This window comes from Nocardia shimofusensis NBRC 100134 (assembly GCF_001613125.1).
GTDB classification, from domain to species: Bacteria; Actinomycetota; Actinomycetes; order Mycobacteriales; family Mycobacteriaceae; genus Nocardia; species Nocardia shimofusensis.
Window position 1 is genome coordinate 31789 of sequence record NZ_BDBT01000020.1, and the last position, 12483, is coordinate 44271.

The following is a 12483-nucleotide window of genomic DNA, read 5'->3' on the forward strand; positions in this document are numbered from 1 at the left end:
GTGAACCTGAGAGAACACGAAACGAGGCGCGGGTCGGTGGCCTTCGTCGGTGTCCCCGTGGCCGAGGGTCTGCGCCCGCCGTGGCCTTGGTCTGCATCGGGTGGGCCGTTCGGCCCGGACCGGCTGATCTGTCTGTGCCGAAGCTCACCGCGTCACGGCCTACCATGCCCCGGTGACCGACTACGACTTCGAGTATCTGGACACCTCGACCCTGCCCGAGCGGCAGCGCCGCATTCTGGAGGTGATCCGGGAGTGGGTGGTCGAGCACGGGTACGCGCCCGGCGCCAGGCAGATCGGCGAGGCCGTCGGGCTGCGCTCGCCCTCGACGGTCGCCCGGCATCTGCGCGCGCTCGAGGAACGCGGGTTCCTGCGGCGCGGGACGGCGGTCGCGCGGCCGATCGACGTGCGGCTGTTCCTGCGGGCCGAACCCGGCGCGGTGAGCAGCGCGAACACGGTGACCGTGCCGGTGGTCGGCGACATCGCCGCGGGCACGCCGATCCTGGCCGAAGAGCACTGCGACGACACCCTGACGCTGCCGCGCGAACTGGTGGGCCGGGGAACGGTGTTCGCGCTGCGGGTGCGCGGCGACTCGATGGTCGAGGCGGCCATCTGCGACGGCGACACGGTGGTGGTGCGCAGCGGGCAGGAGGCGCAGTCCGGGGACATCGTCGCGGCCATGATCGGCGAGGAGGCCACCGTCAAAGTGCTGCGCCGCCGCGGCGGGCACACGCTGCTCGAGCCGCGCAATCCGGCCTACGAGGTCATCGACGGAGACCAGGCGGTGATCCTGGGCACCGTCGTCTCGGTCATGCGCCGGCTCTAGGCACGGTCGCCGACCGGCCGGGCGGTGGCGTCGGGAGCGGCTGGTGCGGAATGCCGGTGGGTCAGGACGCTTCGAGGCGGCGCTTCTCCGCTTCGATGTCGAACTGGGCGTCGGGCCAGTCCAGGTTCAGACCCGACAGGGCGTGGATGAGCAGTTCGTTGATGGCCAGGCGGGAGTACCACTTGCGGTCGGAGGGGATGACGAACCAGGGGGCGTGTTCGGTGCTGGTGCGGTCCAGCATGGCTTGGTAGGCCTCGCGGTATTCCGGCCAGAAGGCGCGTTCGTCGATGTCGGAGGGGTTGAACTTCCAGTATTTGTCGCGGCGTTCCAGGCGTTCGCGCAGCCGGTTCTTCTGCTCGTCGAGGGAGACGAACATCGCCACCTTCACCAGGGTGATGTCCTCGTCGCGCAACAGCTTCTCGAAGTGGTTGATCTCGTCGTAGCGCCGCTCCCATTCCCGGACCGGCACCAGCTTGCGCACCCGGGCGACGAGCACGTCCTCGTAGTGCGAGCGGTCGAACACGCCCAGCTGGCCCGCGCGCGGCAGCGCCTTGTTGATGCGCCACAGGTAGTGGTGGCGCTTCTCCTCCTCGGTCGGCACCCCGAACGCCGCGTGATCGACGCCCTGCGGGTCCACCGCGCCGATCACCGAGCGCACGATGCCGCCCTTGCCCGCGGTGTCCATGCCCTGCAGCACCAGCAGCACGCTGCGCGGGTCGCCGGATCTGCCGTTGGCGAACAGCTTCGCCTGCAGATCCGACAGCACGGCGGAGCGTTCGGCGAGCAGGTCCATTCCTTCGACCTTGGTCCCGTCGAAGCCCGGGGTGGCGGACGTGTCCAGGTCGGCGATCCGCACGCCCTCGGCGCGCAGCAGTTCGGCGACGTCCCCCGGCCAGTTGTTCGGCATCGTCCACAGTTACCACACGCGAGCGGGCCGTCGGGCCGATCAGCGGATCTGCGCGAGCCGCAGCAGATGCTGGGCGAAATCCTCGTCGGAGACCGGGGCGAGGATCAGGTCGTGGGAGGTGGTGAGCAGGTAGCGGCCGTCGCCGGAGACGTCGAGCCAGCTGCGGTGCCGGGTCGGCGGTGACATCGGGTTCTCCGGATCGACGGTGACGGTGATGAAGCCGCGCCCGTCCAGCGGTTTGCGCAGAGTGTTGCGGAAGCGCTCGGGGCCGTTGCCCGGCGCCGCGCCCTTGGTCAGCTCGCCGAGCACCATGTCCCGCGGCTCCCGCATCGTGCCGAGCCTGCCCGGCTGGGCCGAGCCGATCGCCTGCACCAGGCGCGCGCCCAGGGTGCGGGCGTGGCACATGAGCACCGTCATCTTCTCCGGGCTCGCGATCAGGATGCCCGCGTGGTGGTGGACGACGGCGGCGAAGATCAGCACGCGGTTGTCGCCGCTGCCGTTGCGGCCGGGGAAGTTTCGTTCGCCGGAGACGGTGATGGTGGTGGCGTCGTTGCGCGCGCACAGCATCAGCGCGGCGGCGAGATCCGGATCGGCCTGCCGGGCGAACCGCTGCGGCAGCCGCAGCGCCGCGTGCTCGGCCTCCGTGCGCACCAGCGAGGCGGGCATCATGTTCACCGGATACGGCCTGCGGTCCAGGTTCGTTTCGCTTTCCCAGACGTGGGTGAACTCGTCCGGGGTGAGGACCCATCTCACCGTGCGGCGCTCCCACCCGTCGGGCCTGGATCGGGTGGTCTGAACCGGGGCACGCTGTCGCCGGTGGCGGGCATGGTGGGTGAGTAGACGTAGGTCATGATGTCGCGCACGTCGGCCTCGACCTCGGCGGCGGCGCGTTCGTGCTCCATCCGCCGCCGCCCGCCCAGCACGGCCTCGGCCACCGGATCGGCGAGCGGGACGTAGCGCGCGGGCGGCGGGACGGCGGCGCGGATGGTCTGTGCCACATCGCGATCGAGCTCGATCAGCCGTTGCACCGTCCGGCACACCTCGTGCGCCTGGGTGCCGAGAGTGACGAACGAGCGGGTCGCCCGGCTCGCGGCCTCGGCGGAACCGCCCGACCAGCGGGCGAATTCGCGGGCGGTGGCGTCGGCGAAGGTCTGGAACGCCTCGGCCAGGGTGTCGGCGCCGGTGCGCCACGCCTCGGCGGTCTCGCCCAGCGCGGCGGGGTCGAGGGCCTCGCGCACCTGCTGCCAGATCTCGGCGTGGGTGTAGGCGGCGAACCGCTCGCGCTCCGGAGCATAGGCGGGTTCGACTCCCGCGCCGGAGGTTTCGGCGGCGTCGGCCAGCGCGCGGCCGCGCGCGAGGATCTCTTCGGCGGCGGCTCTGGCAGCGGGGTCGACCATCGGATCACCGCGCCGTCGGTAGGTGGCGAGCACCGATCACCGCGGGATCGGCGCTCGTGCCCGCGTCGCAGGGCGCGGGGTTCATCGCTGGTCCAGATAGTCGGCGACCGCCAGCAGGGCGTCGCGATGGGCGGCTTCGGCTTCGGCCAAGCGCTGGCCCGCGGCGAGATAGGCGGCCTTGAACAGCAGGGCGGTCTCCTGGAAAGCCGCTACCGTGGCCCGCAATTGGGTGCCCTTGTGCGCGAAGCCCGCGGTGAGCGCTCGGCCGGTGGGCAGATCGGGGAAGCCGGTCACCGTGCTCGCGGCTTCGCCCGCGGTCAGCGCGGCGCCGAGATCCTCGACCAGCTTGTCGCACGCGGCGGCGAGATTCACCGCGACATCCGGGGCGAGTTCGAAACGCTCGCCCCCGCTCCCGCTCACCGCCGCCGCGTACAGCCCCCTGGCCAGCCCCTGCCCGGTATCCGGCACCATCCGCCTCGCCCCCTCGCTTCCGGGTACAACCGCCTACCGGTGGGGACTCTAGCGGCGGGCGAGGGTGGTGCGGGGCAGGTCCGGGGTCGATTGTGAGCGGACGCACGCGGATTCGCGGGCGCCGCTCACCCGGTGCGGCCTCAGGCGGGTTCGACCTCGATGGTCATGCCCGCCGCGCGCAGCCGCGCGGTGAGCGCGTCGCCCACGGCGGCGGCCGGGGTGAGCACGCCCGCGATCTCCGGCAGGTCGTCGAAGGCCAGCGCAAGGCCGGTCTCGCCGATCATGACGGCGGTGGCCTGGTAGCCGGGATCGCCGGTGCCGGCGAAGGTGGCCAGGTATGTCGCGCCGGAGGTGGTGTGCGCGACGGTCTTCATGCTGAACCAGCCGGTGCGCCTGGTCTCCTCGCTGGGCCCGGTACCGGGCGCGGGCAGCACCTTGTCGAGCAGCTTGCGCCCGAACGACACTCGCGACAGCGAGGCGAGGGCGCCGACACCGACCAGCGAAGCGCCGCTGATCGCGCCCGCGATGACCGGCGCCAGCGTCGAGGAGCCCGCGCTCATCACCTCGCGGTAGCGGAAATTCTTGCCGTACACCCAGCCGAGCAGGCCGTTGCTACGCCGCACGATCCTGGTGTTGTGGGCGGCCATCACGAAGGTGCCCACCCAGCCGTCCAGACTGGGGTGGATGTCGCTCGCGCGCCCGAGGGCCTGATCGGACAGTTTCCCGACCTCGGGCTCACGGGCCGGATCCGGGGTCAGCCCGTACGGATCGGTCAGTACCTTCGTCTTCGAGGGGTCCTGCGCCACCGCTTCCATCAGGGCGCGCATGGAATCGATGGTGCCGCCGCTGACGCCGCCCTTGGCCGCGGCGACCAGGGTGACGTCGGTGAGTTCGCCGGTGTTGTCGGCGACAGTGCGGCGGTAGAGCTGGTAGACGCTCAGATCCGAGGGCACCGAGTCGTAGCCACAGGAGTTCAGGATCTTGGCGCCGGTGGAGACGGCGGTGTCGTGCCAGGTATCGATGGCGTCGCGGATGAACAGCGGCTCACCGGTCAGGTCGGCGTAATGGGTGCCCGCCTTGGCACAGGCCTCGACCATCGGCATGCCGTACCGCAGATACGGCCCGACCGTGGTGACGACGACCTTGGTGCGGGTGGCCAGGGCATCGAGGGCGGCCTGGTCGGCGATATCGGCCACCACCAGCGCCCAGTCCTTCGCGCCCGGCCCCAGTTCCTCCTTGACCAGCGCGAGCTTGGCCGCCGAGCGGCCCGCCAGCGCGATGCGGGCGTCGGCGGGAGCCGCGCCGAGCAGGTATTCGGCGATGAGCTTGCCGACGTATCCGGTGGCGCCGAATACGGTGAGATCGAATTCGCGGGTCTGTGTCATGACTGTCTGCCACTCCTGATCATCGTCGCGGCGCGCGGCCTGCCGACGCTTGTCGGTTCTGCGGTGGAAGGTGTTCTTCACGCCAGCGGCGGTGGGCCTTGCCCAGATCGGTGACCGGCTCTTCGTCGTAGAGCCATTCCCTGGCGATGCGATGCCAATTCGCGGTGGTGCGCAATTGGCCGAGCATGCCGAAGGTGAGGAAATCCGCGCGCCGGGAGAACAGGTGCTCCGGCGGCAGATTCTGTTGTTTCATGCCGGCGAATTCGCTCGCCCGCGGATCGACCGCGAGCAGGAAAGCGCCACTGGCCAATTCGGGAGTGATGGTGAGTTCCTCGTCCACCAGACACCATTCCGACGCCGACAGCACGTATTCGAGACTCTCCTCCGCACCGATCTCCTCGGGGGAATCGATCACACCGTGCTCGATCATCAGCTCGCGCAGGTCCTCGGCGCGCTCCTCGGCGGCCGCGCGCAGGCAGGTGATCTCGAAATCGACGTGCTTGCGATCCATCCGGTTGTAGAGGCCGAAATCGAGGAAGCCGACACGCCCGTCGTCGAGGACGAGCACATTGCCCGGATGCGGGTCGCCGCAGAATTCGGCGAACTCGAACAGCGAGCCGACGTAGAAGCGGTAGATGATCTCGCCGATCCGATCGCGTTCGGCCTCGGGCAACTCCCTGGCCTCATCGAAGGAACGTCCCGGCAGGTACTCCGAGACCAGCACGCGGGTGGTGCAGTGCTCGACCAGGGTGCGCGGCACCACGATGAACGGGTGGTCGGCGTAGAGCTGGGCCAGCTGAGCCTGAGTGGCTGCCTCGGCGCTGTAGTCGAGCTCGCTTTCGATGTTCAGCCGCAGCTCGTCGAGCACCGCCGGGGTGACCCACGGCATCGCCGACTGCAGCACCTTGCGGAACATGGCGAGGTTCTTCAGATCCGCGCGCACCGCGACGTCGATGCCGGGGTACTGCACCTTCACCGCGACCTGTCTGCCGTCGTGCAGCCGGGCGCGATAGACCTGGCCGATGGAGGCCGCCGCGATCGGCTCGGGCTCGAACTCGGCGAACACGCTCTCCAGCGACGCGCCGAAATCCTCCTCGACCACTCGGCGCATCCCGGCGAACGGCACGCTCGGCGCGGCATTGCGCAAGACGGCCAGGCGCTGCTGGAAGCGATCGCGATGGGTGTCGGGCACCAGATCCAGATCCAGCACCGACATCATCTGGCCCAGCTTCATGGCGACGCCCTTCATGGTGCCCAGCACCACGACCACCTGCTCGATGGTCCGCAGCATGGACTCCTCGGCCATCTTCTCCCGGACCGCCTCCGAGCGGCCGCGCATCGACAACCGGGTGCGCTGATTGCGCAACACCGTGCCCGCGGCCACCGCGCCCAGTTTGGTGCCACGGGCCAGCCGCGAGGTCGGCACGTGCTTCGCCATCGAGGTACCTCCATTGGTGCCGCCGAGATCGGGTGGTGATCCTGCCCACCCCCGGCTTCGACGAACGAGGGCGCACCACCGCGTTCAGCCTAACGGCAGACGGTGTGATGTCGACCGCACGGGAACCGGTCGATATCAGACCGTCGGATCGACTTCCGGGACCGGCAGCACATGCTGCTGCTTGTTGAATTCCACCCGCGAGCCGCCGGTGCGGGCCATGCCCTCGATCGCGCTCCACACCATCATCGTGAGGTAGTCGATGACTTCCTCGCGGGTCAGCGACTTGTCGGTGGTCCACCAGTGCGTCGCCAGCTGGATGCCGCCGACCAGCACATACGACCACAGCTGGGAGCCGGTGGTGTCGATACCGCGCGAGCCCGCGCGCTCGCTGAGCACTACGGAGACGACATCGGCGAACAGCTTCTCGAACTCCGCCAGCGAGGAGGAGTCCGAGCCGTTGCCCATGATGAAGCGGTAGACCTCGGGGTCCTCGTCCACGGTCACCACGTAGGCCGTCAGCGCCGAGCGGGTCAGTTCGTATTCGCCGGCGTCCAGGCTGATCGCGCCGTACACGCGCGGCATCAGGGTCTGCTCGATGAATCGCTGCATGGTCGCGTGGACCAGGTCGTTCTTGTCGGCGAAGTAGCGGTAGAGGACGGTTTTCGAGACGCCGATCTGGGTGGCGATCTCGTCCATGCCCGCGGAGGCGCCGCGGGCGCGCACCGCCGCCAGCGTGCCGTCGACCAGCTCTTCGCGACGATCGATCTTGTGCTGGCGCCACCGGCGTTTGCGGCCGTCCACCCGGCCTGAGCGCACGGCCGCCGGTCGGTCGGCACGTTCACCGACGTCGACAAGGTCTTCGGTGGACAGGGTCGGCTCCCTCGTTCGGTTCGGGTGGGACGGTCCGGTGGATCGGTCTACAGCTTATGGCACAGCAGAATGGATGACATGGAGAAAGCTCCCGGCAACCTCACCGCCCCCGAGATCGCGCCCCCGCGGCCCGCTCCCGCGGTGAATCCGGCCGCGCCGACGGGATTCTTCGTCGACGAGGCGGCCAAGAAGCGCGATCTGCGCCGGATGAAAGTATTCGCGACCGGCCTGCTCGCCCTCGCGACGGTGATCTACCTGTGCTGCCGATGGCTGGAATCGCGCGGCGGCGGTGGGGAGTGGGTCGGCTACGTGCGCGCCGCGTCCGAGGCGGGCATGGTCGGCGCGCTGGCGGACTGGTTCGCGGTGACGGCGTTGTTCCGGCATCCGCTCGGTCTGCCCATCCCGCACACCGCGATCATCCGCAAGAAGAAGGATCAGCTCGGCGCCAGCCTGGGCAGCTTCGTCGGCACCAACTTCCTGGCGCCGGAGGTGGTCTCGGAGAAGGTGAGCTCGGCGCAGGTCTCGCTGCGGGTCGGCCGGTGGATGGCCGACCGCGGGCACGCCGAACGGGTCGCGCAGGAGAGCTCGACCATCCTGCGTGCGGTGGTCGGGGCGGTGCGTGACGAGGATGTCGAGCAGATCATCGACAACACCATCGTCAAACGGATCGCCGAACCGCTGTGGGGACCGCCGATCGGGCGGGTGCTGGCCGAGCTGCTGGCCGACAACCGCCAGGTCGCGCTGATCGATCTGCTGGCCGAACGCGCGCACCAGTGGGCGCTGGCCAGTCAGGAGACCGTCGACAAGGTGATCCTGGAACAGGCGCCGCAGTGGGCGCCGAAGTTCGTCAACATCTTGCTCTCGGAGAAGATCTACCGCGAGCTGGTGGAGTTCACCTGGAAGGTGCGCTCGGAACCCGGTCACGAGGTGCGCCTGGCCGCGAACCGGTTCCTCGAGGAATTCGCCCACGATCTGCAGCACGACGAGGCGATGATCAAGAAGGCCGAGCGGGTCAAGTCCGAGGTGATGGGCCGCGAGGAGATCACCGGCCTGGCCGAGGCGACGTGGCGCGCGGCCAAGCGGCTCATTCTGGAATCGGCCGACGACCCGGACAGCACGCTGCGGCGTAAGGTCGCCGAGAACGTGCAGCAGCTCGGCCAGCGCTTGCGCGACGACGACGAGATGCGCACCAAGGTGGACGGCTGGCTCGACCGCGGCGTGCGGTATCTGGTGAGCAATTACGCCGGGGAGATCACCACGCTGGTCACCGACACGGTGGCCAAGTGGGACGCCGAGGAGGCGAGCAAGAAGATCGAACTGCAGGTGGGGCGGGATCTGCAGTTCATCCGCATCAACGGCACGGTGGTCGGCTCGCTGGCCGGCCTGGCGATCTACACCATTTCGCACCTGCTGTTCCAGGGCTGAACGACACTTGCCTCGACAGTCCGGCGCGACGACACACTGCTAACAGAGTGCTTGCAACTGCTAGCACTCTTCCCTAGACTCGACCATGTACAACCGCCAGAAGGTGAGTGATGGCAGACCATCCCGAGCGGCGCGTAGCGCACGCGGCGCACGACATCGGAGGTTTCATCAGGGCGCAGCGCGAAGCCGCGCAAGTCTCGTTGCGTCAGCTGGCCGCGCTGGCGGGGGTGAGCAATCCCTATCTCAGTCAGATCGAGAGGGGGTTGCGCAATCCGTCCGCGGAGGTGCTCACGCAGATCGCGAAAGCGCTGCGCGTGTCCTCGGAGGTCTTGTACGTACGGGCCGGCTATCTCGAGGAGCGGCCGCACAGTCCGGTTCGGGACGCGCTGCTGGGCGACACCTCCCTCACGGAGCGTCAGAAGCAGGTCCTGCTGGACATCTATGAATCGTTCCGCCGCGAGAACGGCGCGGACGAGAAGCAGGGGGAATGGGACAGCGACGTTCCGAGCCCGACACCAGAAGACACTCCGCCACGCCAGGAGAGCCGATCATGACCGAGAAGACCGTAACCGTGACCAAGCCGCTGCTCGCCGCCGTCGGCGCCGGGGACGCCGTGTACGCGGCCGCCGTGGACGTCGTCACCCAGGTGCGCGAGAAGGCGGGCTCGACAGCCGACGTGACGGGCCAGGCCCGCGAGCGCATCGCCCACGTGCCCGCCGATGTCCAGGCCCAGTTCGAATCGCTGCGCGAGCGGCTGTCCGGCCTGCCGGGCGAGCTGCCCGACGACCTTGCCGAGCTGCGCGAGAAGCTGACCGCCGAGGAACTGCGCAAGCTGGCCGAGGAGTACTACGCCAAGGCGATCGATCTCTACGCCGAACTGGCCGCCCGCGGCGAGGAGACCGTCGAACGGCTGCGCGCCAACGACGTGGTCGAGCAGCGCATCGGCCGGGTGGAGACCCTCTACAAGGACGCCACCTCGCGGGCCGAGGATGTCGTCGGCAAGGTGAACGGCCTGCTGGGTCGTCCCGCCAAGACCGAGGAGCCCGCGCAGGTCATCGATGCCGATGTGGTCGAGCCGGTGGTCGAGGCGGAGGTCGTGGACATCGCCACCGAGACTGCGACCGATCCCGCCGCTCCCGCTCCGGCCGCGCCGAAGCCCGCCGCCAAGAAGGCGCCCGCCGCCAAGAAGGCGCCGGCTCGCAAGACCGCGCCGAAGTCCGTCTGATCCCGCGTTCCGGCGCCGGATCGACCCGCCCTCGCGCAGCCCGGCTGCGTGAGGGCGGTTTTCGTATCTCGGCTTTCGTATCATGGACAGGTGGACACCGTGAACGGCCTGACCGGCCTGATTCTGCTCGTGCTGTGGCTCGCCGCGCTCGGCGCCACGATCTTCGCGCTGATTCACGCCGTGCGGCAGCGCGCCGATGCTTTCACCGCTGTGGACAAGCAGACCAAACCGATCTGGCTGGCCATTCTGGGCGTGGCCACGCTGCTGTTGCTGTTGCAGCCCGGCGGCCTCGGCCTGCTGGCCTTCGTCTCGATCATCGCGACCGGCATCTACCTGGCCGATGTGCGGCCGAAGGTGGACGAGGTGCAGCGCGGACCTCGATGGTGATCGACCACACGTAGCCCTGGCTGTCACATCTCACTGTCACATCTCACGGTGGCTTCGAACTCCGACAGGTATTACTGTTCCTAGCAGTAACACAAAGGAGTGTCCGATGCGTGCACAGCTGGCCGCCGTCTTGGCGCAGCTCCGGGCGTGGTTCGCAGCGTGGTCCGCCGCGCACCGGGCGAAACTGCGCTCGCGCCGTTACCCGACAGCGGCGTTCGACCCGCCCACCGCGGCGTGCGATGTCATACCGGTGACCACCGCCGACGGCGCGCGCCTGCGCGTGCACGCCTACGGCCCGGCCGAGGCGCCGGTCGTCGTGCTGATCCACGGCTGGACCTGCGCCATCGAATACTGGAACGCTCAGATCAACGCCTTCGCCGGGGAGTATCGGGTCATCGCCTACGACGTGCGCGGTCACGGCGAGAGCGAACGCGGCGACGCGCCGCTCACCATGGATCTGCTCGCCGACGACCTGACCGCGGTACTCGATGCCGCCGTGCCCTCGGGTCGCCGGGCGGTGCTGGTCGCCCACAGCCTCGGCGGCATGACCGTGCAGGCCTGGGCCGCGCGCTACCCGCGCGAGGTCACCCGCCGGGCGCACGCGGTGCTGATGACCAACACCGCCCCGCACGGCCTGGTCGCCACCACCACTGTGGTGCCGTTGTTCAACCGGCCGATGCCGTTCAAGCGGACCGGGATCTCGCTACCCGCGATCGTCGGACGGCTCGGCCTGGGCTCGCCCATCGTGTTCCCACCGATCGCCCCGGTGCGCTGGCTGTTCGCCCGCCAGATCATGTCCCTGGCCAGTCCGCGCGACCACATCGATTTCGGCATGGCGATCGTGCGCTCGTGCCCGGCGGCGATCCGCGCCGAATTCGGCAAGCTGCTCGCCGTCATGGATGTGGGCGAGGCGGCGAAGAATCTGCTGGTGCCGACCACGATCCTGGCCGGTTCCCGCGACGATCTCACCCCGCCGGTGCACGCCGAACTGATCGCCGAGATGCTCGAATCGGTGGGCAGCCTGGAACGCTACGAGGTGCTCCAGACAGGGCACCTCGGCAATGTCGAGCAGTTCGAGCGCTTCAACGCCGTACTCGCGCGGGTGCTGGACGCCGCGGGTGCGCGCCGGACCGAAGTCGCGGGCTGACGCGGCAGTAGCGGACCCGGGGCGCGGCAGCGGGGCGGACGCCGCGACGCCGCCCGCGGACGTATCGGGAGATCGGCGTTCAGGAGAAGACGACGGTGCGGCGGCCGTGGACGAGCACCCGGCCCTCCAGGTGCCAGCGCAGGCCCCTGGCCAGCACCACCCGTTCGATGTCACGGCCCTGGCGCACCATGTCGCGCACCGTGTCGGCGTGGTCGATGCGGATGACGTCCTGCTCGATGATCGGGCCCGCGTCCAGTTCCGGGGTCACGTAGTGACACGTGGCGCCGATCAGCTTCACGCCGCGGGCGAACGCCTGGTGATAGGGCCGGGCGCCGACGAACGAGGGCAGAAAGCTGTGGTGGATGTTGATCGCCTTGCCCGCCCAGTGCTCGCACAGCTGCGGCGGCAGCACCTGCATGAAGCGGGCCAGCACCACCGCGTCGGGCTCGTGCGCGTCGACCAGCGACCTGACCTCGTCGAAGGCAGGGCCGCGCTCGGCCGGGTCCTTGGGGAAGGGCACGTGGTGGAACTTCACCCCGTGCGCCTCGGTGATGCCCGCCAGATCGGGATGGTTGCCGATGACGGCCTCGATGGTGGCGGGCAGCTCGCCGGACGCCGCCCGGCCGAGCAGATCGTGCAGGCAGTGGCCGTCGCGGCTGACCAGCAGCACCGCGCGTCTGGGCACCCCGGAATCGAGCACCTGCCAGTCGGTCTCCGGGCCGAACGCGGCCGCGACCTCGCCGAAGCGGGCGCGCAGTTCCTCGATCGGGAACGGCACGGTGGCCGCGGTGATGGCCTGGCGGGTGAAGAACCAGCCGGTCTCGGCGTCGGAGTGGTAACCGGCTTCGGAGATGGAACCGCCGAACTCGGCGATGAACGAGGTGATCCTGGCGATGATGCCGGGGCGGTCCGGGCATCCCAGGGTCAGCACGTAGCGGCGGGCTTCCAGGTCGGGCTGAGCGGGACTCATGAACTCATTCTCACAGGCTCCCGGAACCGGGTCGCCGG

General features: G+C 69.4%; 14 protein-coding genes. 6 read left to right on the top strand and 8 right to left on the bottom strand.

The window, feature by feature from the left end:
• Positions 1 to 172 precede the first annotated feature (172 nt).
• Positions 173 to 823 (top strand): transcriptional repressor LexA, encoded by a 651-nt coding sequence (gene lexA / locus NS3_RS19185; protein ID WP_067861590.1) that lies wholly within the window; start codon positions 173 to 175, stop codon positions 821 to 823.
• Between the two features lie 61 nt (positions 824 to 884).
• Here the strand turns inward: lexA and NS3_RS19190 are convergent, their stop codons facing one another.
• From NS3_RS19190 to NS3_RS19220, 7 genes are all read right to left on the bottom strand, one after another.
• Positions 885 to 1730 carry a PPK2 family polyphosphate kinase gene (locus NS3_RS19190; RefSeq protein ID WP_067861592.1) on the bottom strand — a complete coding sequence of 282 codons (846 nt, stop codon included), beginning with the start codon at positions 1728 to 1730 and terminating at the stop codon, positions 885 to 887.
• Positions 1731 to 1769: 39 nt separating this feature from the next.
• The gene (locus NS3_RS19195; protein ID WP_067861594.1) at positions 1770 to 2483 is read right to left on the bottom strand and encodes an ESX secretion-associated protein EspG; all 714 of its coding nucleotides are present in this window, start codon (positions 2481 to 2483) and stop codon (positions 1770 to 1772) included.
• Positions 2480 to 3127, bottom strand: a complete 648-nt coding sequence (locus NS3_RS19200; protein ID WP_067861811.1) for a hypothetical protein — start codon at positions 3125 to 3127, stop codon at positions 2480 to 2482. Before NS3_RS19200 ends, NS3_RS19195 begins: the two co-directional genes overlap by 4 nt.
• A gap of 81 nt (positions 3128 to 3208) precedes the next feature.
• Complete coding sequence (locus NS3_RS19205) at positions 3209 to 3598, bottom strand: hypothetical protein (RefSeq protein ID WP_067861595.1); 390 nt, start codon at positions 3596 to 3598, stop codon at positions 3209 to 3211.
• Positions 3599 to 3738: 140 nt separating this feature from the next.
• Positions 3739 to 4983: a saccharopine dehydrogenase family protein gene (locus NS3_RS19210; RefSeq protein ID WP_067861814.1), complete on the bottom strand. Its 1245-nt coding sequence runs from the start codon at positions 4981 to 4983 to the stop codon at positions 3739 to 3741.
• Positions 4984 to 5002: 19 nt separating this feature from the next.
• Positions 5003 to 6421, bottom strand: a complete 1419-nt coding sequence (locus NS3_RS19215; RefSeq protein WP_067861597.1) for an ABC1 kinase family protein — start codon at positions 6419 to 6421, stop codon at positions 5003 to 5005.
• 135 nt (positions 6422 to 6556) lie between these two features.
• A complete protein-coding gene (locus NS3_RS19220; protein ID WP_084495739.1) occupies positions 6557 to 7237 on the bottom strand; it encodes a TetR/AcrR family transcriptional regulator in 681 nt (226 codons plus the stop codon).
• Between the two features lie 132 nt (positions 7238 to 7369).
• Here NS3_RS19220 and NS3_RS19225 point away from each other — a divergent pair, with 132 nt between their 5' ends.
• From NS3_RS19225 to NS3_RS19245, 5 genes are all read left to right on the top strand, one after another.
• A complete protein-coding gene (locus NS3_RS19225) occupies positions 7370 to 8716 on the top strand; it encodes a DUF445 domain-containing protein (protein WP_084495740.1) in 1347 nt (448 codons plus the stop codon).
• 110 nt (positions 8717 to 8826) lie between these two features.
• Positions 8827 to 9270 carry a helix-turn-helix domain-containing protein gene (locus NS3_RS19230; protein WP_067861601.1) on the top strand — a complete coding sequence of 148 codons (444 nt, stop codon included), beginning with the start codon at positions 8827 to 8829 and terminating at the stop codon, positions 9268 to 9270.
• The gene (locus tag NS3_RS19235; protein WP_067861603.1) at positions 9267 to 9941 is read left to right on the top strand and encodes a heparin-binding hemagglutinin; all 675 of its coding nucleotides are present in this window, start codon (positions 9267 to 9269) and stop codon (positions 9939 to 9941) included. Before NS3_RS19230 ends, NS3_RS19235 begins: the two co-directional genes overlap by 4 nt.
• Before the next feature lie 90 nt (positions 9942 to 10031).
• Entirely contained in the window at positions 10032 to 10328 is a 297-nt protein-coding gene (locus tag NS3_RS19240; RefSeq protein WP_067861605.1) for a DUF2516 family protein, read from the top strand.
• Positions 10329 to 10434: 106 nt separating this feature from the next.
• Complete coding sequence (locus tag NS3_RS19245; RefSeq protein WP_067861607.1) at positions 10435 to 11475, top strand: alpha/beta fold hydrolase; 1041 nt, start codon at positions 10435 to 10437, stop codon at positions 11473 to 11475.
• 79 nt (positions 11476 to 11554) lie between these two features.
• Here NS3_RS19245 and purU read toward each other — a convergent pair whose 3' ends face one another.
• Entirely contained in the window at positions 11555 to 12445 is an 891-nt protein-coding gene (gene purU, locus NS3_RS19250) for a formyltetrahydrofolate deformylase (RefSeq protein ID WP_067861609.1), read from the bottom strand.
• Between the last annotated feature and the right edge of the window lie 38 nt (positions 12446 to 12483).